At 69.6% G+C, this 24,107-nt stretch carries 18 protein-coding genes and 2 tRNA genes; 3 read left to right on the top strand and 17 right to left on the bottom strand.

Translation table 11 applies throughout. From position 1 onward, the window contains the following. Positions 1 to 51: 51 nt before the first annotated feature. From ACGFZS_RS00710 to ACGFZS_RS00660, 11 genes are all read right to left on the bottom strand, one after another. Positions 52 to 1,557, bottom strand: a complete 1,506-nt coding sequence (locus tag ACGFZS_RS00710; RefSeq protein WP_393793301.1) for a CHAD domain-containing protein — start codon at positions 1,555 to 1,557, stop codon at positions 52 to 54. A 147-nt stretch (positions 1,558 to 1,704) separates the two neighbouring features. Beyond that, positions 1,705 to 2,904: a rod shape-determining protein RodA gene (gene rodA / locus ACGFZS_RS00705; protein WP_393793300.1), complete on the bottom strand. Its 1,200-nt coding sequence runs from the start codon at positions 2,902 to 2,904 to the stop codon at positions 1,705 to 1,707. Further along, complete coding sequence (mrdA, locus tag ACGFZS_RS00700; RefSeq protein WP_393793299.1) at positions 2,901 to 5,150, bottom strand: penicillin-binding protein 2; 2,250 nt, start codon at positions 5,148 to 5,150, stop codon at positions 2,901 to 2,903. The genes rodA and mrdA overlap by 4 nt, the downstream gene beginning before the upstream one ends. A gap of 85 nt (positions 5,151 to 5,235) precedes the next feature. Further along, the gene (mreD, locus tag ACGFZS_RS00695) at positions 5,236 to 5,913 is read right to left on the bottom strand and encodes a rod shape-determining protein MreD (protein ID WP_365682584.1); all 678 of its coding nucleotides are present in this window, start codon (positions 5,911 to 5,913) and stop codon (positions 5,236 to 5,238) included. A 14-nt stretch (positions 5,914 to 5,927) separates the two neighbouring features. Continuing rightward, positions 5,928 to 6,878 carry a rod shape-determining protein MreC gene (gene mreC / locus ACGFZS_RS00690; protein WP_355722283.1) on the bottom strand — a complete coding sequence of 317 codons (951 nt, stop codon included), beginning with the start codon at positions 6,876 to 6,878 and terminating at the stop codon, positions 5,928 to 5,930. A 168-nt stretch (positions 6,879 to 7,046) separates the two neighbouring features. After that, positions 7,047 to 8,066, bottom strand: coding sequence for a rod shape-determining protein (locus ACGFZS_RS00685; protein WP_355722280.1), 1,020 nt, complete (start codon positions 8,064 to 8,066; stop codon positions 7,047 to 7,049). A gap of 329 nt (positions 8,067 to 8,395) precedes the next feature. Further along, entirely contained in the window at positions 8,396 to 8,809 is a 414-nt protein-coding gene (ndk, locus tag ACGFZS_RS00680; protein ID WP_093503045.1) for a nucleoside-diphosphate kinase, read from the bottom strand. Positions 8,810 to 8,876: 67 nt separating this feature from the next. Continuing rightward, on the bottom strand, positions 8,877 to 9,236 hold the full coding sequence (locus tag ACGFZS_RS00675) for a DUF4233 domain-containing protein (protein ID WP_365682581.1): 360 nt from the start codon (positions 9,234 to 9,236) through the stop codon (positions 8,877 to 8,879). A 2-nt stretch (positions 9,237 to 9,238) separates the two neighbouring features. Continuing rightward, on the bottom strand, positions 9,239 to 10,696 hold the full coding sequence (locus ACGFZS_RS00670; RefSeq protein WP_393794091.1) for a bifunctional folylpolyglutamate synthase/dihydrofolate synthase: 1,458 nt from the start codon (positions 10,694 to 10,696) through the stop codon (positions 9,239 to 9,241). A gap of 83 nt (positions 10,697 to 10,779) precedes the next feature. Continuing rightward, a complete protein-coding gene (locus tag ACGFZS_RS00665; RefSeq protein ID WP_393793298.1) occupies positions 10,780 to 13,293 on the bottom strand; it encodes a SpoIIE family protein phosphatase in 2,514 nt (837 codons plus the stop codon). A 166-nt stretch (positions 13,294 to 13,459) separates the two neighbouring features. Then, entirely contained in the window at positions 13,460 to 16,084 is a 2,625-nt protein-coding gene (locus tag ACGFZS_RS00660; protein ID WP_393793297.1) for a valine--tRNA ligase, read from the bottom strand. A 137-nt stretch (positions 16,085 to 16,221) separates the two neighbouring features. On the opposite strand from ACGFZS_RS00660, the gene ACGFZS_RS00655 reads away from it, so the two are divergent. Then, a complete protein-coding gene (locus tag ACGFZS_RS00655; protein ID WP_393793296.1) occupies positions 16,222 to 17,163 on the top strand; it encodes a hypothetical protein in 942 nt (313 codons plus the stop codon). A gap of 67 nt (positions 17,164 to 17,230) precedes the next feature. Here the strand turns inward: ACGFZS_RS00655 and clpX are convergent, their stop codons facing one another. The 5 genes from clpX to ACGFZS_RS00630 all read right to left on the bottom strand — a co-directional run bounded on the left by clpX (position 17,231) and on the right by ACGFZS_RS00630 (position 22,025). Beyond that, entirely contained in the window at positions 17,231 to 18,517 is a 1,287-nt protein-coding gene (clpX, locus tag ACGFZS_RS00650; RefSeq protein ID WP_189261442.1) for an ATP-dependent Clp protease ATP-binding subunit ClpX, read from the bottom strand. Between the two features lie 189 nt (positions 18,518 to 18,706). Continuing rightward, on the bottom strand, positions 18,707 to 19,372 hold the full coding sequence (locus tag ACGFZS_RS00645; RefSeq protein WP_355711644.1) for an ATP-dependent Clp protease proteolytic subunit: 666 nt from the start codon (positions 19,370 to 19,372) through the stop codon (positions 18,707 to 18,709). Between the two features lie 67 nt (positions 19,373 to 19,439). Continuing rightward, positions 19,440 to 20,048 (bottom strand): ATP-dependent Clp protease proteolytic subunit, encoded by a 609-nt coding sequence (locus ACGFZS_RS00640; protein ID WP_362583058.1) that lies wholly within the window; start codon positions 20,046 to 20,048, stop codon positions 19,440 to 19,442. 324 nt (positions 20,049 to 20,372) lie between these two features. Continuing rightward, on the bottom strand, positions 20,373 to 21,761 hold the full coding sequence (tig, locus tag ACGFZS_RS00635; RefSeq protein WP_365682571.1) for a trigger factor: 1,389 nt from the start codon (positions 21,759 to 21,761) through the stop codon (positions 20,373 to 20,375). A 187-nt stretch (positions 21,762 to 21,948) separates the two neighbouring features. Continuing rightward, positions 21,949 to 22,025 (bottom strand) — tRNA-Pro (locus ACGFZS_RS00630). 152 nt (positions 22,026 to 22,177) lie between these two features. On the opposite strand from ACGFZS_RS00630, the gene ACGFZS_RS00625 reads away from it, so the two are divergent. After that, a tRNA-Gly gene (locus tag ACGFZS_RS00625) sits at positions 22,178 to 22,248 on the top strand. A gap of 77 nt (positions 22,249 to 22,325) precedes the next feature. Here the strand turns inward: ACGFZS_RS00625 and ACGFZS_RS00620 are convergent. Beyond that, positions 22,326 to 22,520 (bottom strand): hypothetical protein, encoded by a 195-nt coding sequence (locus ACGFZS_RS00620; RefSeq protein ID WP_123976981.1) that lies wholly within the window; start codon positions 22,518 to 22,520, stop codon positions 22,326 to 22,328. Positions 22,521 to 22,982: 462 nt separating this feature from the next. On the opposite strand from ACGFZS_RS00620, the gene ACGFZS_RS00615 reads away from it, so the two are divergent. Continuing rightward, positions 22,983 to 24,101: an acyltransferase family protein gene (locus ACGFZS_RS00615; RefSeq protein WP_393793295.1), complete on the top strand. Its 1,119-nt coding sequence runs from the start codon at positions 22,983 to 22,985 to the stop codon at positions 24,099 to 24,101. Positions 24,102 to 24,107: the final 6 nt, after the last annotated feature.

Genomic DNA, 24,107 nt, shown 5'->3' with positions numbered 1-24,107 from the left:
GAGGTGACCATCAAGCCTAACCCGCCCGGCGGACTCCCCCGTACCCGTCGATCACACCGGCGCCTCGTCCTTGATGTCCTTCCAGGCCTTCGGGACCTCGGCCTCCACCGCGGCCGCCCGCTGTTCCTCGCGGCCGTACAGCAGCCCGTAGGTGAACGCGCTCTCCCCGGCCGCGTGGGCCACCGCGGACAGCTCGCCGAGGGTCTCGCGGGCCATCACGCTGTCCTGGTGCTCGCCGATCAGGGTCTGCAGGGACTTCATCGACTTCAGGAGGGCCTTCGCCGGGCCGCCGAGGACGGGGCGGGCCGCCTCGGCCGCGTAGCGGGTGCGCTTGGCCTTCTTGCGGGCCTCGTGCAGGCCGAGGTCGCGTTCGTGGCCGGGGGGCTGGGCCATGCCCGTCTCGATCAGGTCGGTGACCTTGGCGAAGTCCTTGCGGACGGCCTGGGTGAGCACCTTCTCCGGGTCTCCGGCGGCCGCCTTCAGCAGGGGCGGGTCGGCGGCCAGGGCGTCCAGGGTGTCGAGCAGGGCCAGGTAGCGCCCGGAGTCCAGGACGCCCAGCAGCCGGCTCCGGGAGCCGCGCTCGCCGGCCTCGGCCCAGTCGCGCAGCCGGTCGTGGACGGGGCCGTGCACGAGGGCGGCGGGTACCTCGGCCAGGGCCGCCAGCAGGCGTTCGGCCAGGACCTCCTGGTCGCGGCCCAGGCCCAGCTCGCCGGCCAGCCATTTCAGCTCGTCGGCGACCGGGTCGGTGACCTTCCGGTCGAGGACCTTGCCGAAGGTGCGGAAGGTGCTGCGCAGCCGGCGGGTGGCCACGCGCATGTCGTGCACGCCCTCCTCGGTGTCCAGGCGTACGGCGGGGTCGAGCTCGACGATCGCGTCCCGCTGGGCGCGGACGTAGGCCATGACGTGGTCGCCGGCGGTGCCGGGCGCGGCGGGCTCCGGCTGCCCGGTCCGTGGCTTGGCGCCCTTGGTCTCGGACAGGGCCCGGGCGAGCTTCGAGGGGGATTTCGAGGGCCGGACGCCCGCCTTGCCGAGGCGTTTCTCGACCTTGTCGAGGAAGGCGGGGTCGCCGCCGTCGGCCAGTTCCACCTCGATCTCGGTCCACTGGGCCTTGCCGGAGCCGCCGAAGAGCCGGTCGGCGCGGACGCGGTCCACGCTGACCTCGGCGAGCAGGGTGCCGTCGGCGTCGACGAGGTGTTGGACGTCGCGGGCGGTGCGCAGCCGGACGACGGGGACGAGGCTGCCCTCGCGGACCCGGGAGCGGGTCAGGCCGGCCAGTTCGTCGGGGAGGGTGTCGGAGAGCGGGGCGTGGATCTCGTCGCGGATGCCCGGGGCCACGGGGAGCTTGAGGTGCCAGCCCGCGTCGCTGCCGCCGGTGCGGTGCCGCAGGGTGACTCTGGCCGAGGCCAGGCGCAGGTCGGAGGTGTCGTGGTAGGTCGCGTCGAGTTCGGCGGTGCCCTTGTCCAGGACGTTCGCCACGCCCGCGACACCGGTCAGGTCGGGCAGCCCGCTGTCGTCGGACTCGTACTTGCGCTCGATTTCACGCTTCGTATCCGCCATGAACCGAATCTAGTGGGCGCGCCCTACAAGGGCCAGAAGCCAAGGAGGGTAAATCGGAGGAAAAATCAAAATGAGGGAGAGGTGAACATATCGCGAACGATCTGCACACCCCTCCCGTTCCAACCCGTTCTGTCGCATCCTGTCCCGCTATGCCGACATCGGGCGCTGCACTCTGATCGACTGCAGCAGCCCCACGGCCACCCACACCGCGAACATCGACGAGCCGCCGTACGACACGAACGGCAGCGGCAGGCCGGTGACCGGCATGATGCCGAGGGTCATCCCGATGTTCTCGAACGCCTGGAACGCGAACCAGGCCACGATGCCCGCCGCCACGATCGTGCCGTACAGCTCGGTCGTCTCGCGGGCGATCCGGCAGGCCCGCCACAGGACGACGCCGAGCAGCACGATGATCAGGCCGGCGCCGAGGAAGCCCAGCTCCTCCCCCGCGACCGTGAAGACGAAGTCGGTCTGCTGCTCCGGGACGAACTGGCCGGTGGTCTGCGAGCCGTGGAAGAGGCCGGCGCCGGTCAGGCCGCCGGAACCGATCGCGATCCGCGCCTGGTTGGTGTTGTAGCCGACGCCGGCCGGGTCGAGGCTCGGGTTGGCGAAGGCGGCGAAGCGGGCGATCTGGTACTCGTCCAGGATGTGCAGCTGCCAGATGGCGACACAGCCGGTCACGCCGGCGGCGAGCAGGCCGAAGACCCAGCGGTTGGAGGCGCCGGAGGCGAGCAGCACGCCGAGGATGATGGTCACCATGACCAGGACCGTGCCGAGGTCGGGCATGAGCAGCACGATCAGGATCGGGACGGTGGCCAGGCCCAGGGACTGCAGGACGGTGCGATGGTCCGGGTACGGCTTGTCACCGGCGTCCACCCGGGCCGCCAGTATCATCGCCATGCCCAGGATGATCGTGATCTTCACGAACTCGGCGGGCTGCAGCGAGAAGCCGCCGCCGAAGACGATCCAGTTGCGGCTGCCGTTGATGGTGGCGCCCAGCGGGGTGAGCACCGCGAGGATGCCGAGCACCGAGAGGCCGTAGAGGATCGGCACCGCGTTGCGCAGCTGGCGGTGGCCGACCCAGACCGTGCCGATCATCAGGGCGAGCCCGATGCCCATGTTCATCAGGTGCCGGACCAGGAAGTAGTACTGGTCGCCCTGGTTGATCTCGGTGCGGTTGCGGGTCGCCGAGTAGACCAGCACCGAGCCGAGCAGGGACAGGGCGAGGGCGGCCAGCAGCATCGGCCAGTCCAGGCGGCGGGTGAGCGAGTCCCGGGCGAAGAGCCGGGTCCAGCCGGCCCGCGCCGGGCCGTAGCCGGAGACGGAGAAGCTGTTGACGCCGGTCATGTGAGCATCCTCCGGCTTCCCCTCCTGCGCGGCCGCCTTCGGGTGGTGCGGTTGCCCGTCGACGGTGAGGCCGTGGTCGCGGCCGGGGTCTGGCCGTCGTCCTGCTTGTCGCTCTGCTGGGAGGCCTGGAAGTCCTTCGCCGGGTCCTTGGAGACCTTCGGGGAGGCGATGGTGCCGTCCGTGCGGACCTTCGGCAGGCCCTGCTGCGGGCTGTAGAGCAGCGCCTTGGACTTGTCGACGGAGCCGTCCGCGCCGACGCCGTAGAGCGCGCTGTAGATGTTGCGGACCGCCTCACCGGAGGCACCGGAACCGGTACCGGCCTGGGCGATGGTCATGATGACCGTGTAGTCCTTGGTGTAGGTGGCCAGCCACGACGTGGTCTGCTTGCCGTAGACCTCGGCGGTACCGGTCTTGCCGTGCAGGGCGATCTTGTCCTGCGGCCAGCCGCCGAACTTCCAGGCGGCGGTACCGCGGGTGATGACGCCCGCGAAGGCGTCGTCCATGCCCTTGAGGGTGGCCTGGCTGACGGGCAGCTTGCGCAGCGCCTTGGGCTTGATCTCCTGGACGCTCTTGCCGTCGGCGCTGATGATCGCCTTGCCGATGGTCGGCTGGTACTCGGTGCCGCCGTTGGCGACGGCGCTGTAGATCATCGCCTCCTGGATCGGCGTGACGAGGGTGTCGCCCTGGCCGATCGAGTAGTTGATCTCGTCGCCCTCGCGCATCTTGTTGCCTTCGAGGCAGTTCTCGTACTCGATCTTCTCGACGTAGGTGCCGTCCTTCTTGCCGGACTTGCACCAGGCGTCCTTGTTGGCCTTCCAGTAGTCGAGCTTCCACTGGCGGTCGGGGACGCGGCCGGTGACCTCGTTGGGGAGGTCGACGCCGGTCTCCTGGCCGAGGCCGAACTGGTGGGCGGTCTTGAAGAACCAGTCCTTCGGCTCGCCCTTCTTCGGGTTGATGCCGCCGTCCTTCTTCCACTCGCGGTCGGCGAGGCCGTAGAAGACGGTGTCGCAGGAGACCTCCAGGGCGCGGCCCAGGGAGATGGGGCCGAAGTTCTCGCCCTCGAAGTTCTTGAAGACCTGGCCGCCGACCGAGTACGAGCTGGTGCAGGGGTAGCCGCCGTCCCAGACGTAGCCGGCCTGGACCGCGGCGGCCGTGGAGACCACCTTGAACGTCGAACCGGGCGCCGCCTGACCCTGTATGGCCCGGTTGAGCAGCGGGTAGTCGGAGTCCTTGCCGGTGAGGGCCTTGTAGTCCTTGGCGGAGATGCCGCCGACCCAGACGTTCGGGTCGTAGTTCGGCGCGGAGGCCATGGCGACGATCCGGCCGGTCTTGGCCTCCATCACGACGACGGCGCCGGAGTCGGCCTTGTAGTTCTCCTGGGTAATCTTGTCGTACTGCTTGCGGGCGGTCTTCATCGCCTTGTCCAGCTCGTACTCGGCGACCCGCTGGACGCGGGAGTCGATGCTGGTGACCAGGTTGGAACCGGGCTCGGCGGCGTCCGACTTGGCCTTGCCGATGACCCGGCCGAGGTTGTCGACCTCGTAGCGGGTGACGCCGGCCTTGCCGCGCAGTTCCTTGTCGTACTCGCGCTCCAGGCCGGACCGGCCGACCATGTCGGAGCGCAGGTAGGGCGAGCTGCTGTCCTTGGCCTGCTCGATCTCGTCGTCGGTGACCGGGGAGAGGTAGCCGAGGACCTGGGCGGTGTTGGACTTGCCGGGGGCCGGGTAGCGGCGCACGGCCTCGGGCTCGGCGGTGATGCCGGGGAAGTCCTCGGCGCGCTCGCGGATCTGCAGGGCCCGCTTGGCGGTGGCCTCGTCGGTGATCGGGATCGGCTGGTAGGGCGAGCCGTTCCAGCAGGGCTGGGGGGTCTTGGAGTCGCAGAGGCGGACCTTCTGCATGACCTCCTCGGGCTTCATCCCGAGGACGCCCGCGAGCTTGGTCAGGACCGCCTTGCCGTCGTCCTTCTGCTTGAGCAGGTCGGTACGGGAGGCGGAGACGACGAGCCGGGTCTCGTTGTCGGCGAGGGGGACTCCGCGCGCGTCCAGTATCGAGCCGCGTACGGCGGGTTCGACGACCTGCTGGACGTGGTTGCCGGAAGCTTCCTTCTGGTACTCGGCGCCCTCGCGGATCTGCAGGTACCAGAGCCGGCCGCCGAGCGTGCCGAGCAGGGAGAGGACCAGGATCTGGATGACGACGAGACGGATCTGGACCCGTGGGGTCCGACCGGTCTCGGGAATGTTGGTCACTGGGTTGCCTCCCCCTCTCCGTGCTGTACCTGGGTGTCATATCCGACGGAGCTGTGAATGGCTCCGCGGCCCAACTCCGCCGTGCTCACAGGCGCTTGACCCCCTTGATGCGGCCCACGCGGACGGTACGGGAGCGGGCCTTCGCCTTGAGGCCGCCGAGGCCGCCGCGCTGGCCGCCGATGCGCATCCCGGTGCCGGAGGAGATCCAGCCGGAGGAGATGTCGCCCGCCTTGCCGCCGGAGTTGGCCTCGGTGAGCGGGTCGTTGTCGGCGCGGCGGGCCAGGGCCATGACGCCGGGGACCACGAACGGGGCGAGCAGCAGGTCGTACAGGGCGGCCGTGATCAGCAGGCTGGTCATGCCGACGTGCCGGGCGGCGGTGTCGCCGACGAGGGCGCCGACGCCGGCGTAGAGCAGGGTGGAGCCGACGGCGGCGGCGACCACGACGAGCATCGGGCCGGTCGCGGACTTCAGGCGGCCGTTCTCCGGCTTGATGAGCCCGGCGCAGTAGCCGACGACGCACAGCACCAGGGCGTAGCGGCCGGCCGCGTGGTCGGCGGGCGGGGCGAGGTCGGCGAGGAGCCCGGCGCCGAAGCCGACGAGGGCGCCGCCCACATGGCCGTAGACCATGGCGAGGCCGAGGACGGTGAGCAGCATCAGGTCGGGGACGGCGCCCGGGAGGTGGAGGCGGGCGAGGACGCTGACCTGGATCACCAGGGCGACGACGACCAGGGCGGTGGAGAGCAGGATCCGGTTGACACGCATGGGGGATTCAGCTCCTACTGCTGCTGGTCGGTGGTGTCCGTGCCCGTGCTCGCGTTCGCGGACGGGGTGACCGTGACGGTCACCGTCGGGGTCGGGGTCGGCTTCGGCTTGGCCGGGAGCACCTCGTCGCGCGGGTCCTTCTTCGGTGCCTCGACGACCACGCCGACGATGTCGAGCTTGGTGAAGGACACGAACGGCGTGACGTACAGGGTGCGGGTGAGGCCGCCGTTGGAGGGGTCGACGGAGGCGACCCGGCCGACCGGGACGCCCGGCACGAAGGGCTTGTCGCCCTGGGAGCCGAAGGTGACGAGCCGGTCGCCCTTCTTCACCTCGGCCTTGCCGTTGAGGAGTTCGACGCGCAGCGGGCGGTCGCCCTGCCCGGAGGCGAAGCCGAGTTCGTCGCTGCCCTCCATGCGGGTGCCGACGGTGAAGTCGGGGTCGTTGGCGAGCAGCACGGTGGAGGCGTCCGGGCCGACGGTGGTGACGCGGCCGACGAGACCGCTGCCGTTGAGGACGGTCATGTCGCGCTTGATGCCGTCGTTGTAGCCGACGTCGATGGTGATGGTCCAGGAGAAGCCCTGCGCCGACCCTATGGCGATGACCTGGGCGCCCTTGATGCCGTACTGGCCCTCGGCGGCGATGTTCAGCATCTTGTCGAGCTGCGCCAGGCGGCTGCGGTTGCGGTCGCTGCTGCCGAGCCGCGCCTTGAGGGTCGCGTTCTGCTTCTCCAGCCGGGCCAGCCGGTCGTGGCGTTCGCCGGAGTCACGGACGGCGGAGACGGCGTTGCCCACCGGGTCCACCACCGTCGACATGCCGTTCTCGATCGGGCCGAAGACCGCTGCCGCGGCCTGCCGGGCACCGTCGACCGGGGAGTTCCTGCCACCTCGGATGTCCACCGTGATCAGTGCGAACGCGATGGCGATCAGCAGCACCAGGAGCAGCCGGCTCTCTTTCGTGTCCCTCACGTGCGGCGGCCGTGCCTTCCTCAATAGGAACTTGGGCGAGCTTGGTTTTATGGGGTGTTGGGGAAGCGTCGGGGAAGCAGAGCTCGTTTTGTGTGAGCTTATGCCTCTATACCAACGATCCGCCGCACGAGAGGAGATCATCTCGTACGGCGGAATCGAAGAGTTACGTCATCTGCGCGGCTGGGCGTCCAGGACCTGCTGGAGCGCCTCGAACTCCTCGACGCACTTGCCGGAGCCGAGCGCCACGCTGTCCAGCGGGTCCTCGGCGATGTGGATCGGCATGCCGGTCTCCCGGCGCAGCCGCTCGTCCAGACCGCGCAGCAGGGCTCCGCCGCCGGTCAGAACGATTCCCCTGTCCATGATGTCGCCGGACAGCTCCGGCGGGCACTTGTCGAGCGTGGTCTTCACCGCGTCGACGATCGCGTTGACCGGCTCCTCGATCGCCTTGCGGACCTCGGCGGCCGAGATGACCACGGTCTTCGGCAGGCCGGACACCAGGTCCCGGCCTCGGATCTCGGTGTGTTCGTCGTCGTCGAGCTCGTACGCCGAACCGATCGTGATCTTGATCTGCTCGGCCGTCCGCTCGCCGAGGAGGAGGCTGTACTCCTTCTTGATGTGCTGGATGATCGCGTTGTCCAGCTCGTCGCCCGCGACGCGGATGGACTGGGCGGTGACGATGCCGCCGAGCGAGATGACCGCGACCTCGGTGGTGCCGCCGCCGATGTCCACCACCATGTTGCCGGTGGCCTCGTGGACCGGCAGGCCGGAGCCGATGGCCGCGGCCATGGGCTCCTCGATGATGTGCACCTGGCGGGCACCGGCCTGCGAGGACGCCTCGATGACGGCGCGGCGCTCGACGCCGGTGATGCCGGAGGGCACGCAGACGACCACGCGCGGGCGCGCGAGATAGCGACGCTTGTGGATCTTCAGGATGAAGTAGCGGAGCATCCGCTCGGTGATCTCGAAGTCGGCGATGACGCCGTCCTTCAGCGGGCGGACGGCGACGATGTTCCCGGGCGTACGCCCGATCATCTTCTTCGCCTCCGCGCCGACCGCCAGAATTCCACCGGTGTTCGTGTTGATCGCGACAACGGACGGCTCGTTGAGTACGATCCCGCGACCCCTGACGTACACCAGCGTGTTGGCGGTCCCGAGGTCGACAGCCATGTCACGGCCGATGAACGACATTGAGTTCCCCATCAGGATTCGTCTGGCCTTCCCGGGAGCTTTTGAGGGCATTTCAGGTCGGCGAAGTGCGTGCTGTGACGTGAAGGCTTCCATCGTAGACGCGCCTGCACGAACACTGCGCGAGGGTCTTCGCCATTGTCAGCACGTACAGGGCCGCCTCGCTTCTGGAGACGGTCCAACGGGGCCACGCGTTCCCCCGATCGGCACGCATATGCCGAGGGATGGCCGAAAACGTTCGGCCGTCCCAGCGTACGCGGGCCGTCATGCTGACGCCGCGTCAAAAACTTCCACGAAAACTCCGTACGGGCCCGTCGCGGGGGTCCGGAGGGTTACGCGCGGCCCGGGAAGAAGATCTTGACCTCGCGCTCGGCGGACTCCTCGGAGTCGGACGCGTGGATCAGGTTCTCGCGGACGATCACACCGAAGTCACCGCGGATGGAACCGGGCGCGGCGGCGATCGGGTCGGTCGGGCCGGCGAGCGCGCGGATGCCCTCGATGACCCGCTCGCCCTCGACGATCAGGGCGACGGACGGACCGGCGGACATGAACTCGACCAGCGGCTCGTAGAACGGCTTGCCGACGTGCTCGGCGTAGTGCTGTTCCAGCGTGGCCCGCTCCAGGGTGCGCAGCTCCAGCGCGGTGATCTGCCAGCCGGCCTTGCGCTCGATACGGCTGATGATCTCGCCGGTCAGTCCCCGACGGACGGCGTCGGGCTTGAGGAGGACGAGGGTGCGCTGAGTCACGGGAGGGGCTCCTTCGGTACTGACCGGGTGCGGTGCTGGCAGGCTACAGGGCGGATCCGGGCGTCCGTCACGCAGCGTCAGGTGCGGAGGAGGCCTCGGACTGGGCCGCGAAGCGCGCCTTGGCCTCGTCGATCTTTCTGCCGTAGTGCACCGACGCCCACCACAGCCCGGCGAAGATCGCGCCCATGAAGTACATCGTCGGCACGAAGACGCCGGAGGCGATCAGCGCGATCTGCAGCGCCCAGCCGAGGGCGACGCCTCCCGGCCGGGTGATCACCCCGCACAGGGCCACGCACAGGACCATGGCGATGCCGCTGACCAGCCACACCGTGGAGGTGGACAGGTCGGGGTCCTTCATGGCGACCAGGGCGGCGAAGCCGATGACGAAGAACTCGCCGATCAGGGTGGAGGAGCAGAGCGTCCGCATGGTCAGCCCCTCCCGAGGAGCAGTCGGGCCTCGCCGACGGTGATGACGGAACCGGTGACCAGCACCCCGCCGCCGGCGAACTCGCCCTCCTCCTCGGCCAGCGTGATCGCGGCCTCCAGGGCGTCGGGCAGCCGCGGTTCGACCTGGACGCGGTCCTCGCCGAACACCTCGACGGCGACCGCGGCCAGCTCGTCCGCGTCCATCGCGCGGTGGCTGGAGTTCTGGGTGATCACGACCTCGGCGAAGACCGGCTCGAAGGCCTCCAGCAGACCCCGGACGTTCTTGTCGCCGCTCGCCCCGACCACGCCGATCAGCCGGCTGAAGTCGAAGGCCTCGCCGACGGCTTCGGCGGTGGCGCGGGCGCCGGCCGGGTTGTGCGCGGCGTCCAGGACGACGGTCGGAGAGCGTCGTACGACTTCGAGGCGGCCCGGCGAGGAGACGGCCGCGAAGGCCTTGCGGACCGTGTCGATGTCGAGCGGCTCGGGACGCTGGGAGCCGACGCCGAAGAACGCCTCCACCGCGGCGAGCGCGACGGCGGCGTTGTGCGCCTGGTAGGGGCCGTGCAGGGGGAGGTAGACCTGGTCGTACTCGCCGCCGAGGCCGCGCAGGGTGAGCAGCTGGCCGCCGACGGCGATCTGGCGGGCGACGACGCCGAACTCCAGGCCCTCGCGGGCCACGGTGGCGTCCACCTCGACGGCCTTCTTCAGCAGCACCTGGGCCGCGTCCACCGGCTGCTGGGCCAGGATGACGGTCGCGTCCTGCTTGATGATCCCGGCCTTCTCGACGGCGATGGCGGCGGTGGTCTCGCCGAGGCGGTCGGTGTGGTCGAGATCGATGGGGGTGACGACGGCGACGTCCCCGTCGATGACGTTGGTGGCGTCCCAGGAGCCGCCCATGCCGACCTCGACGACGGCGACGTCCACCGGGGCGTCCGCGAAGGCCGCGTACGCCATGGCGGTGAGCACCTCGAAGAAGGAGAGCCGGTACTCCTGCTGCCCGTCGACCATCTCGACGTACGGCTTGATGTCCTGGTACGTCTCGATGAACCGCTCGGCGGAGATCGGGGCGCCGTCGAGGCTGACGCGCTCGGTGATCGACTGCACGTGCGGGCTGGTGTAGCGGCCGGTGCGCAGGTCGAAGGCGCCGAGCAGGGCCTCGATCATGCGGGCGGTGGAGGTCTTGCCGTTGGTGCCCGTGATGTGGATCGAGGGGTACGACCGCTGCGGCTCGCCCAGCACGTCCATGAGCGCGGCGATACGGGTGACGGACGGCTCCAGCTTGGTCTCGCCCCAACGGGTGGCGAGCTCCGCCTCGACCTCGCGCAGCGCCTTGTCGACCTCGGGGTCCTCGGGGCGGGCGGGGACGTCGGCCTGCTGCGGGCCGCCCTGGGTGCGCAGGGTCCGGCTGCCGGCCTCGATCAGCGCGAGATCGGGGTCACGGTCCGTCTCGGCCTCGATCATCTCGTCGAAGCTCTCATGGGGGTCGCGCGGGGGCAGATCACTCACCCCACCAGTCTACGGAGCCGGGCGACCGCCCGGAGAACTCAGGGGGTGTCCGGCAGGGACTGTTCGCACCAGATGGTCTTGCCCGCGGAGGTCTGCCGGGTGCCCCAGCGCCGGGTGAGCCGGGCGACCAGCAGCAGGCCCCGGCCGCCCTCGTCGAAGACCCGGGCCCGCCGCAGGTGGGGGGCGGTGCTGCTGCCGTCGGAGACCTCGGTGATCAGCATCGTGGTGTCGCGGATGAGACGGAGCCGGATCGGGGAGCCGCCGTAGCGGATGGCGTTGGTGACGAGTTCGCTGACCACCAGTTCGGTGGTGAACGACAGCTCGTCCAGCTGCCAGGCGGCGAGCTGGGCGCTGGTCAGGGTGCGGGCCCGGGCGACGTGCTCGGGGTCCGCGGGGACCTCCCAGGTGGCCACCTGGTCGCCGGGCAGGGCGCGGGTGCGGGCGAGCAGCAGGGTGACGTCGTCGGCGGGCTCGCCGGTGCGCAGCGCGTCCACCACCCGGTCGCAGGTCGCCTCCAGCGACTCCGGGGTTCCCGGGTTTGCCGTGCTTCCCGGGTTTGCCGTGCTTCCCGGGTTTTCGGGGTTTCCGGGGTTTCCCGCCAGCGCGCGGCGCAGCCGGTCGAGGCCGTGGCTCAGGTCGAGGTCGCGGGAGTGCACCAGGCCGTTGCTGAACAGGGCGAGCGTGCTGCCCGGGGCGAGGTCCAGCTCGGTCGTCTCGAACGGCAGCCCGCCGAGCCCGAGCGGCGGCCCGGCCTGGCCGGGGGCGGGCTCCACCGCCCCCTGGGGCGTGATCACGAAGGGCAGCGGGTGGCCCGCGCTGGCGAGGGCGCAGCGCCGGGAGATCGGGTCGTGGACGACGTACAGGCAGGTCGAACCGACCTCGGCGGCCTGCTCCCCGGCGCCGTCGTCGAGGTGCAGGACCAGGTCGTCGAGGTGGGTGAGGAGCTCGTCGGGCGGCAGGTCGACGTCGGCGAGGGTGCGGACCGCCGTGCGCAGCCGGCCCATGGTGGCGGAGGCCTGGATGCCGTGGCCGACGACGTCCCCGACGACCAGGGCCACCCGGGTGCCGGACAGCGGGATCACGTCGAGCCAGTCGCCGCCGACTCCGGCCCGGGTGCCGGTGGGCAGGTAGCGGTAGGCGAAGTCGAGGGTCGGGCCGACCGGCAGGCCGTGCGGCAGCAGGCTGCGCTGCAGGGCCAGCGCGGTCTCGCGCTCGCGGGTGTAGCGCCGGGCGTTGTCGATGGCGCGCGCGGACTTCGCGGCGAGTTCGTCGGCGTCGGAGAGGTCGTCCGCCTCGAACGGCGGGGAGTCGTGCGTGCGCCAGAAGGTGATCACCCCCATCAGGACGCCCTGTACCGACAACGGCGCGGTGATCAGCGAGCCCATGCCGTACTCACGGAGCCGGTCCGCCTTCCCGGCGTCGGGAAAGGCCCCTGCCTCGGCGGTACGCAGGTCGAGCACCAGGGCGGCGTCCGGGAGGGCGCCGGGGGCGGACCGGGGTGGCGGGCTCACCGCGATCAGCGCGTCGACCGGGTCCAGCGGGGAGTCGTCGCGGACACCGCCCCGGGCGACGCGCCGCAGCGCCTTCTCGGCGGAGGTCGGGTCCCCGCCGTGCAGCACGGACTCCTCCAGGTCGACGGTGACGAAGTCGGCGAAGCGCGGGACGGCCACCCGCACCAGGTCGTCGGCGGTCCGCCGCACGTCGAGGGTGGAGCCGACGGCCGTACCGGCGTCGTAGAGCAGTCTGAGCCGCCGGTGGCTCTTCTCCAGGGAGCCGGCCATGGTGTTGAAGGCCGTCTCCAGCTGGCCGATCTCCTTGCGGCCGGAGGGCGGCACCCGGGCGCTCAGGTCCCCGGCGGCGAGCCTGGTCGCGGTGCCGGCCATCCGGCGCACCGGCCAGACGATCACCCGGGTCACATAGGCGCCGTAGCCGACGATCAGGAGGGCCGCGACCCCGACGCCGACGGACGCGGCGACCGTCAGCATGTCCATCCGGGTCTCGAGGGCGCTCTCGCGGCGGCCGATGGCGAGGCGCTCGGCGTGCAGGTAGCGGGAGAACTGGCCGCGGAGCGCGTCGAGGCGCTGCTTGCCCTCCACGGTCCGCGCGATGCTGCGGGCGTCGGGGTCGCCGCGCCGGGCCTCCTCGACGAGCGGGATCGCGTAGTCGTGGATGAAGGACTGCCCGGCCTGCTGGATCTGCTCGGCGAGCCGGCGCTGGGCGGGGGACGTGCTGACGTCCACGAGTTTCCGCGCCCGCGCGGGGAACGCGGCCCGTGCCGCCTGCCAGGGCTTGAGGAACTCGTCCTGCCGGGTGATGACGTAGCCCCGCTGTCCGCCCTCCATGTCGAGGACGGTCGCCTCGACCACCCCTATCTGGTCCAGGGCCGGTCTGCCGCTGCGGGCCGACAGCAGGGAGTGCCGCGCGTCCTGGACGGCCAGCACCAGGACCAGGAAGACGAGGCCGATGAGGACGGCGAGCAGGCCGCCCGCGACAGCCGTCAGGGGAACGAGTCCCCTGCGCGGAGCTGTCTTCGTCCGGCCCCTGCGCTGCATGCGGGCGTTCCCTCCGCCACATAGCACCAAAACGGAGCATTAAGGTCATGCCCCTACTTCTGGATTGTAGGGCGGTACGCAGCCGGCGCCGGGCGAACGGGAGACACGCGCAGGCGCCCGGCAACCCCGGGAAAGGGCTGCCGGGCGCCTGCGGGGACGCGTCGGGCTAGGCCTGCGGAAGGCGGTCCAGCTGGGTCTGGATCCGTGCGATGTCCTCGTCGGCCTTGGCGAGGCGCCCGCGGATCTTGTCGACCACGTCGTCCGGGGCCTTCGCCAGGAACGCCTCGTTGCCCAGCTTGGCCGTGGCCTGGGACTTCTCCTTCTCGGCGGCGGCGAGGTCCTTGGCGAGGCGCTTGCGCTCCGCCGCCACGTCGATGGTGCCGGAGAGGTCGAGGGCGACCGTGGCGCCGGCGACCGGGAGGGTGGCCGTCGCCGCGAAGGCGTCGCCCTCCGGCTGCAGGCGCAGCAGCTGGCGGATGGCGGCCTCGTGCGGGGCGAGGGCCGTGCCGTCCAGGGTGAGGCGGGCCGGGACCCGCTGCCCGGCCTGCAGGCCCTGGTCGGCGCGGAACCGGCGGACCTCGGTAATGACGGACTGGAGGGCCTCGATCTCCCTCTCCGCCGCCTCGTCACGGAAGCCGCTGTCGGCCGGCCAGTCGGCGATGACGACCGACTCGCCGCCGGTGAGCGTGGTCCACAGGGTGTCCGTGACGAACGGGATCACCGGGTGGAGCAGCTTCAGGGTGACGTCGAGGACCTCGCCGAGGACCCGCTTGCTGACCTCGGCCGGTTCGCCGCCCGCCATGAACGTCGTCTTGGACAGCTCGACGTACCAGTCGAAGACCTCGTCCCACGCGAAGTGGTAGAGGGCGTCGGAGACCTTCGCGAACTGGAAGTCCTCGTAGAACGCGTCGACTTCGGCGACGGTCCTGTTGAGGCGGGAGAGGATCCACCGGTCGGTGGCGGACATCTTCTCCGGCTCCGGCAGCGGGCCCTCGACCGTCGCGCCGTTCATCAGCGCGAAGCGGGTGGCGTTCCAGATCTTGTTGGCGAAGTTCCGGGACGCCTGGACCCAGTCCTCGCCGATCGGGACGTCGACGCCGGGGTTGGCGCCCTTGGCGAGAGTGAAGCGGACGGCGTCGGAGCCGTACTGGTTCATCCAGTCGAGGGGGTCGACGGCGGTGCCCGAGGACTTGGACATCTTCTTGCCGAACTGGTCGCGGACCAGGCCGGTCAGGGCGATGGTCTTGAAGGGGACCTCGCCGTCCATCGCGTAGAGGCCGAACATCATCATCCGGGCGACCCAGAAGAAGATGATGTCGTGGCCGGTGAGCAGGACGTCGGTGGAGTAGAACTTCTCCAGGTCCGGGGTCTGTTCGGGCCAGCCGAGGGTCGAGAAGGGCCACAGGCCGGAGGAGAACCAGGTGTCCAGGACGTCAGGGTCCTGGGTCCAGCCCTCGCCGCCCGGCGGCTCCTCGTCCGGTCCGACGCAGACGACCTCGCCGTCGGGGCCGTACCAGACGGGGATGCGGTGCCCCCACCACAACTGCCGCGAGATGCACCAGTCGTGCATGTTGTCGACCCAGTCGAAGTAGCGCTTCGACATGTCGGCGGGGTGGATCTCGACCCGGCCGTCGCGGACGGCGTCACCGGCCGCCTTGGCCAGCGGGCCGACCTTGACCCACCACTGCATCGAGAGGCGGGGCTCCAGCGTGGTCTTGCAGCGGGAGCAGTGGCCCACCGAGTGGACGTACGGCCGCTTCTCGGCGACGATCCGGCCCTCGGCGCGCAGCGCGGCGACGATCGCGGAACGGGCCTCGAAGCGGTCCAGGCCCTCGAACGGGCCGTGGACGGTGATGACGCCCCGCTCGTCCATGACGGTCATCGACTCGAGGCCGTGCCGTCGGCCGATCTCGAAGTCGTTCGGGTCGTGGGCCGGGGTCACCTTGACGGCGCCGGTGCCGAACTCGGGGTCGACATGGGTGTCCGCGACGACCGGGATGGTGCGGTCGGTCAGCGGGAGCTTGATCCGCTTGCCGACGAGGTGCCGGTACCGCTCGTCGTCGGGGTGGACCGCGACGGCGGTGTCGCCGAGCATGGTCTCCGCGCGCGTGGTGGCGACGACGACCGTGTCCTCGCCCTCGCCGTACTTCAGCGAGACCAGTTCGCCGTCGTCGTCCTGGTACTCGACCTCGATGTCCGAGATCGCCGTCAGACAGCGCGGGCACCAGTTGATGATGCGCTCGGCGCGGTAGATCAGCTCGTCGTCGTAGAGCTTCTTGAAGATGGTCTGGACGGCCTGGGAGAGGCCCTCGTCCATGGTGAAGCGCTCACGGGACCAGTCGACGCCGTCGCCGAGGCGGCGCATCTGGCCGAGGATCCTGCCGCCGTACTCTTCCTTCCACTGCCAGACGCGCTCGACGAACGCCTCGCGGCCCAGGTCGTGGCGGGACTTGCCCTCCTTGCCGAGCTCGCGCTCGACCACGTTCTGGGTGGCGATGCCGGCGTGGTCCATGCCGGGCAGCCACAGCGCCTCGAAGCCCTGCATGCGCTTGCGGCGGGTCAGCGCGTCCATCAGCGTGTGCTGGAAGGCGTGGCCCAGGTGCAGGGAGCCGGTGACGTTGGGCGGGGGGATGACGATGGTGTACGCGGGCTTGTCGCTCTTGGCGTCGGCCGCGAAGTAACCGCGCTCTACCCAGCGCTCGTACAGCGGCCCCTCTACGTCGGCCGGCGCGTACTGGGTCGGCAGTTCGGTGCTGGGCGCTGTGGGCTGCTGCTGAGCATTCTCGGTCACGGGGCTCAGTTTAGAGGTGTCCCGGGCGTGTCCCGAAACGCGTTTGTTCTGTAACGGTGGGCACCCCCACGCCATGAGCCCCCTGTGACTGCGCCAGGATGTCAGGAACACATAAGCATCTGGAGGGGAACCCAGAGATGAGCTACAACCAGCCGGGCCCGTACGGCGGGCCGCCGCCGCAGCAGCCGGGACCGTACGGACCGCAGCCGGGTCCGTACGGCCAGCCGCCGCAGGCGCCCCAGCCCGGCTATGGCTACCCCCAGCAGGCTCCGCCGGCGGCCCCGCCGCAGCCGGGCTACGGCTACCCGCAGCAGGCCCCGCCGGTCCCGCCCCAGCAGAACCCGTACGGCCAGCCCCCGTACGGCCAGCAGCCCTACGGCGTCCCGCAGCCGCCGGCCCCGGGCGGCGGCAAGAAGAAGACGGGTCTGATCATCGGCGCGGTCGCGGTGGTCGCCGCCGTCGCGGTCGGGGCGTACTTCGTGCTCGCCGGCAGCGGCTCGGAGCTGAAGGACGACGGGCCGCACAAGCTGACGACGCCGAGCACCCTGCTGACCAAGTACAAGCGGTACGGGGACTCCAACGAGGAGAAGGCGAGCGCGAGCGACGCGAAGGACCTCGCCAAGGCCGGTGTCACCGACGCCACTTCGGTCGGCGCGATCTACTCCACCGTCGACCTGTCGTCCCTCGACACCACCGACCCGACGTCGGTGGCGAAGGCCCAGGCCGCCGAGAACGTCACCCTCTTCGGGGTGTACGGCACGGTGAAGGACCCGCAGGTCGCCCTGGACACCACCTTCGCGCAGATGAAGAAGGACGGTTCCTCGGACGACGACGTGAAGCTGGTCGGCAACGCGCAGTCGGTCTCCCCCGACGGTCTGGACGGCGCGGTGATGAAGTGCCAGCAGGCGCAGAGCAAGAACCAGGTCACCGGCAAGGAGCAGTCGACGTACATGTGCATCTGGGCGGACTACAGCACCATGGGTGTCGTGGAGCCGACCGCGGGGGTGAAGACGTACACCCTGGACGAGTCCGCGAAGATCGCGGCGGATGTGCGCGGTGAGGCCCGCGTCGCCAGGTAGGACCTGACAGCCCACACGAAAGCGCCGGACCCTCCTCGGAGGGCCCGGCGCTTCGGTGTTGGCGGGGTTACGCCGACTTCTGCTCGCCCGAGCCCCGGCCGCGCGCGTCGCGCGGGATCAGGGTCGGGTTGACGTTGGAGTGGACGACGTCGGCCGTGATGACCACGCGGGCCACGTCCTTGCGGGACGGGACCTCGTACATCACGGACATGAGGACCTCTTCCATGATGGCGCGCAGGCCGCGCGCGCCGGTCTGGCGGAGGATCGCCTGGTCGGCGATGGCCTCCAGGGCCTCACGCTCGAAGTCCAGCTCCACACCGTCGAGTTCGAAGAGGCGCTGGTACTGCTTGACCAGGGCGTTGCGCGGCTCGATGAGGATCTGGAGCAGGGCCTCGCGGTCCAGGTTGTGGACCGAGGTGATGACGGGGAGGCGGCCGATGAACTCGGGGATCATGCCGAACTTGACCAGGTCCTCGGGCATGACGTCCTCGAACTGGTCCTTCGACTGCAGCTCCCGCTTGGAGCGGATGGTGGCGCCGAAGCCGATGCCCTTGGCGCCCGCCCGGGACTCGATGATCTTCTCCAGGCCGGCGAACGCACCGCCCACGATGAACAGGACGTTCGTCGTGTCGATCTGGATGAACTCCTGGTGCGGGTGCTTGCGGCCGCCCTGCGGCGGGACGGAGGCCGTGGTGCCTTCGAGGATCTTGAGCAGGGCCTGCTGGACACCCTCGCCGGAGACGTCCCGCGTGATCGAAGGATTTTCGCTCTTTCGGGCTACCTTGTCGATCTCGTCGATGTAGATGATCCCGGTCTCGGCCTTCTTGACGTCGTAGTCGGCCGCCTGGATCAGCTTGAGGAGGATGTTCTCCACGTCCTCGCCCACATAGCCCGCCTCCGTCAGCGCGGTCGCGTCGGCGATCGCGAACGGGACGTTCAGCATGCGGGCCAGGGTCTGTGCCAGGAGTGTCTTGCCGGAGCCCGTGGGGCCCAGCAGGAGGATGTTGGACTTCGCCAACTCGATGGCGTCGTCGCGGCCTTGGGCGCCGCCGTTCTCCCCTGCCTGGACGCGCTTGTAGTGGTTGTACACCGCGACCGAGAGGGCCTTCTTGGCGGGCTCCTGGCCCACCACGTAGCCCTCCAGGAACTCGTAGATCTCGCGGGGCTTGGGGAGTTCCTCCCAGCGCACCTCGCTCGTCTCGGCGAGTTCCTCCTCGATGATCTCGTTGCAGAGATCGATGCACTCGTCGCAGATGTACACACCGGGCCCTGCGATGAGCTTCTTGACCTGCTTCTGGCTCTTGCCGCAGAACGAGCACTTGAGCAGATCGCCGCCGTCACCGATGCGTGCCACGGTGTGCTTCCCCTTCGCCTGGGAGACGCCTGGACTCTTTCGAATCCAGCGGCTCCTGGTGCTGCCTTATGTCGACGGTACCTTGCCGGGCCCCCCGTACGGGCCCCCCTTGGCACGGTTCACTTTGACGTGCACCTTGCCGAGCACGCGGTCAAACCGTGCCAAGGGCGGCAGAGACTACATCCTCTGTCAGCTGACCGCGGAGTTGTTCATCTTCCGGGTGGAGATGATCTGGTCGACGATGCCGTAGTCCAGCGCCTCCTCGGCCGTGAGGATCTTGTCGCGCTCGATGTCCTCGCGGACCTGCTCGATCGGCCGGTTGGAGTGCTTGGCCAGCATGTTCTCCAGCTGGTCGCGCATCCGCGTGAACTCGTTGGCGATGATCTCCAGGTCGGAGAGCTGGCCGCGGCCGGTGGAACCGGCCGGCTGGTGGATCAGCACCCGGGAGTTCGGCAGCGCCATGCGCTTGCCGGGCGTGCCGGCGGCCAGCAGGATCGCCGCGGCGGAGGCCGCCTGACCCATGCAGACCGTCTGGATGTCGGGCTTCACGAACTGCATCGTGTCGTAGATCGCCGTGAGGGCGGTCATGTCGCCGCCCGGGCTGTTGATGTAGATCGAGATGTCCCGGTCGGGGTCCATCGACTCCAGGCACAGCAGCTGCGCCATGACGTCGTTGGCGGAGGCGTCGTCGATCTGGACGCCGAGGAAGATCACGCGCTCCTCGAAGAGCTTCGCGTACGGGTCGTACTCGCGGATGCCCTGGGAGGTGCGCTCGACGAAGCGCGGGATGACGTAGCGGGCGTCGGGCCGGGGCCCGTCGTAGCGGGCGTCAGCGGCGCCGGAGATGTTGCTCATGAGGGTGTTCACCGTCCTGGTGGCGTTCGGGGGGCTGGAGTCTCGGCGGAGTGCGGCCTGGCCGGGCTCAGGCGGCGCCGGTGCCGCCGCCTCCCGGAACACCGGAGGCATGCGTGATGATCCCGTCGATAAGACCGTACTCCTTGGCCTCTTCCGGGGTGAACCAGCGGTCGCGGTCGCCGTCGCGGACGATCGTCTCGACGGACTGACCGGAGTGCAGGGCGGTCAGCTCGGACATGGTCTTCTTGGTGCGCAGCAGGTACTGGGCCTGGATCTTGATGTCCGAGACCGTACCGCCCAGGCCCGCGGAGCCCTGGTGCATCATGATGTCGGTGTGCGGCAGCGCGAAGCGCTTGCCCGCGGTACCGCCGGTGAGCAGGAACTGGCCCATCGAGGCCGCCATGCCCATCGCGATGGTCACCACGTCGTTCGGGATGAACTGCATGGTGTCGTAGATCGCCATGCCGGCCGTCACCGAGCCGCCGGGGCTGTTGATGTAGAGGAAGATGTCCTTGTTGGGCTCGGCGGCGAGCAGCAGCAGCTGCGCGGTGATCTTGTTGGCGATGTCGTCGTCCACCTGCTGGCCCAGGAAGATGATCCGCTCGCCGAGCAGCCGGTTGTAGACCTGGTCGCCGAGGCCACCACCGAAGGAAGGCTCGCCGGCGGCGGAGGGCATCAGATTCGTCACGTATCCACCTGCTCGTCTTACGACGGCGCCGGGCCGTCTCACGTTTCCGTAGCCGGGGGCTTGGCTGCCCTCGTACTCATGGACCCTAACGCGATGGTCCCTTCGGGGAATCCCGGTAACAGGGCTGTTCGCCGGGGGCGTAGCGCCGTTCGGGGTGCGGTACGGGGGCATGTGCGGGTGCGCGGGGGCCGGTCGCGCAGTTCCCCGCGCCCCCGAACGGCGGCTGCGCCGCCATCGGGGCGGCAACGACGAAGGGGCCCCCGGGACAGTGCCCAGGAGCCCCTCTGTACGCCGTTACGGGCGCCGTGGGGGTCAGCCCTCGGCCTTCTCCTCGTCGGCGGTGTCCGTGGCGTCGGCGGCGGCCTCGGGGGCCTCCGTCTCGTCCTCGTCCTCGTCGTCGAGGTCGACGATCTCGCCGTTGGTGTCCTTCACCGTGGCGGCCTCGACCACGACGGCCAGGGCCTTGCCGCGGGCGACCTCGCCGACCAGGAGCGGAACCTGGCCGCCCTCGACGACGGCCTGGGCGAACTGGTCGGGGGACATGCCGGAGGAGGCCGCACGCCGCATGAGGTGCTCGGTGAGCTCCTCCTGGTTGACGTTGAGGTTCTCCTTCTTGACCAGCTCGTCGAGGACGAACTGGGTCTTGATGCCCTTGACCGCGGCCTCGCGGGTCTCGGTGTCGAACTCCTCGGCGGTCTTGCCCTGGATCTCCAGGTACTTCTCGAGGTCGAGACCCATCTGGCCGAGCTGGTGGTGCTCCAGGTTGTGCTTGCGGGTGTTGATCTCGTCCTCGAGGAGCTTCTCGGGGACGGGCACCTCGACGAGCTCCAGGAGCTTCTCGAGGACGCGCTCCTGGGCCTGGGTGGCCTGGTCGTACGTCTTCATGTTGGCGAGCCGCTTGCGGCTGTCGGCCTTGAGCTCGTCCAGGGTGTCGAACTCGGAGGCGAGCTGCGCGAACTCGTCGTCCAGCTCGGGCAGTTCGCGGGCGGCGACCTGGGTGACCTTGACGGTGACCTCGGCCTCCTTGCCGGCCGCGGAGCCGCCCTTGAGCTCGGAGGCGAAGGTGGCCTCGCCACCGGCCTCCAGGCCCTTCACGGCGTCGTCGATGCCGTCCAGCAGCTCGCCGGAGCCGATGGTGTAGGAGACACCGCTGGCGATGCCGTCCTCCAGCACCTCGCCGTCGACCTTGGCCTCCAGGTCGATGGTGACGACGTCGCCGTCCTCGGCGGCACGCTCGACCGGGGAGGTGGACGCGAAGCGCTCACGGAGCTGCTCCACGGACTTCTCGATGTCCTCGTCGGTCACCTCGACGGCGTCGACCTCGACCTCGATGCCGGTGTAGTCCGGGATCTCCAGGGCGGGGCGGACGTCGACCTCGGCGGTGAAGTTCAGCGTCTCGCCGTCCTTCAGCTCGGTGATGTCGACGTCGGGCTGGCCGAGCGGGCTGAGCTCGGCCTCGTTGACCGCTTCGGTGTAGAACTTCGGGAGCGCGTCGTTGACGGCCTCCTCCAGCACCGCACCGCGACCGAACCGCTGGTCGATGACCCGGGCCGGGATCTTGCCCTTGCGGAAGCCCTTCACCGTGACCTGCTGGTTGATCTTCTGGTACGCCGCGTCGAGGCTGTCCTTGAGCTCCTCGAAGGGCACCTCGACAGTGAGCCGAACCCGGGTCGGGTTCAGGGTCTCCACGGCGCTCTTCACGGTTCGGTCTCCTTGTGGCTGACTTCTTGGGTTCTGCCGGTGCCAGAGGGGCCCGGCGGAGTTTCGCCGCCCGGAGGAGTTCGTAGGCCGCCGTCTGGCGGGCCGGGACACACGGGCGCGCAGCTTGCATAGTAACCGCAGCCGCTCAGCGCCCCAAAAGGCGATCAAGACGGACGCCGTCAGGTGGTGGTCGGGGTGGCGGGATTTGAACCCACGGCCTTCCGCTCCCAAAGCGGACGCGCTACCAAGCTGCGCCACACCCCGTATCGGTGCGACACGTAGGGTACATGCCCGGGCTGCCTGCGTCGGCCGCTTTGTTCACCGACATCCGCCCGGACCAACCCGTTGGCCCGGGCAGCCGGCGACCCGCTACGATGCCTCCTGTGCCGCGGTCACCGACCTGCGGCGCGTGGTGTGCGGGCGTAGCTCAATGGTAGAGCTTCAGTCTTCCAAACTGACTACGCGGGTTCGATTCCCGTCGCCCGCTCTGAACGGCGAAGGCCCAGGTGAGAGGTTTCCCCCTCTGCCCTGGGCCTTCGGTGCGTCCAGGGGCCGTGGTCACGGTCAGAAGCTGATCGAGTTGATGGTCTGCGCTATCGAGTCGAGGAACCGCTGGATGGACGGGGCCATCCCGGTCGACGCGAGGAAGAAGCCGAACAGGACCGCGACGATCGCGGGGCCGGCCTTGATGTTCCCCCCTCTGATCAGCACTACCAGGATGATCGCCAACAGCAGCACCACAGACAGTGAAATGGCCACAACTGATCACGCCCTCGGTCGGTTCCGCTCTCCCGGCCCAGGGGTACGACCCCGCACCCCCGCCAGAACCATCGTGCCACCAACCAGGCCGCACTATGCGGTTCGTGACACAACGTCGACAGTGCACCGCACACCGACTGCCGCCCGCACAGTAATTCGAGGGTCCACCCGCCCATGGATCCATGGCAATTGGCAGACATGGTTTCCGTGTCCACACAACGTGCGCGCAGCGAATTCGAATTGTTGACACAGGCACCACAAGGCAGGTCCGCGCACGGATGTTATGCACCAATTAGTCAGGAAGAATAGGGACATCACGGGTGTAAGTGCCGCATGGAACTGCATGAGTACAGGAGTCGACTCGGCCAATACGGACGGCGATTCGGCACGTGTCCCAGCTCATATCCAGGATTCCCATCGAGGGTTTTACGGAATCCCACAGGCGACGCTAAGGTGCCTCAGATGTCCGACGCCGCCACGCCCCCCGGCCAGAACCGAACACCCCGTCCCCCGGCCCGACCGCCGAGAGGCACGGAGCGCGACGCGTTCTTCGACAACGCCAAGTACCTGGCGATCGTGCTGGTCGCCATGGGCCACTCCTGGGAGCCGCTGAAGGGCGACAGCCGGGTCCTGGAGGCCGTGTACTCCGTGGTGTACGCCTTCCACATGCCGGCGTTCATCATCGTCTCCGGCTACTTCTCCCGGACCTTCGACCTGCGCCCGGACCGGCTGAAGCGGCTGCTCACCGGGGTGGTCGTGCCGTACGTGCTGTTCGAGACGGCCTACTCGCTCTTCGAGCGCTTCGTCATCGGCGACTCCGGCCAGGACATCAGCCTGCTGGACCCCTGGTACCTGACCTGGTTCCTGTGCGCGCTGTTCGCCTGGCGGCTGACCACGCCGATCTGGCGGGCGGTCCGCCACCCGCTGCCGCTCGCGTTCGCCGTGGCGATGCTGGCGTCCGTGTCGCCGAGCATCGGCGACGACCTGGACCTCCAGCGGGTGCTGCAGTTCCTGCCGTACTTCGTGCTCGGCCTGTGCCTGCGGCCCGAGCACTTCCGGCTGGTGCGCAGGTGGCCGGTGCGGATCGCCGCGGTGCCGGTGTTCGCGCTGGCGCTGGCGTTCTCCTGGTGGGCGGTGCCGCGGATGAACACCGCGTGGTTCTACCACCGGGACTCCGCGCAGGAACTGGGTGCGCCGTGGTGGTGCGGGCCGGTGATGGTGCTCGCCATGTTCGGCTGCTCGACGGTGCTGACGGCCGCCTTCTTCTCCTGGGTGCCGGGCCGCCGGATGTGGTTCACCGCGCTGGGCGCGGGCACGCTCTACGGCTATCTGCTGCACGGTTTCGTCGTGAAGTACGGCGTCCACGCGGGCTGGTTCGACCCGAGGTGGCTGCACGGCCCGCTCGGCGAGATCCTCGTCACCGCGCTCGCCGGCGCCGGGGTGACCCTGCTGTGCACCCGGCCCGTCCGGCGGGTGTTCCGGTTCGCCATGGAGCCACGGATGGAGTGGGCGTTCCGGCAGGACGCGGCGGAACAGGCCCGGGAGCGGAGCCGGCGCGGCCGGGAGATGGCCAACGCGTGAGTCCGC

The organism is Streptomyces sp. NPDC048288, from assembly GCF_043201555.1.
In the GTDB taxonomy this organism is placed as follows: domain Bacteria; phylum Actinomycetota; class Actinomycetes; order Streptomycetales; family Streptomycetaceae; genus Streptomyces.
The sequence above is the reverse complement of the archived record's forward strand: the minus strand, read 5'-3'. Positions and strand labels throughout refer to the sequence as shown.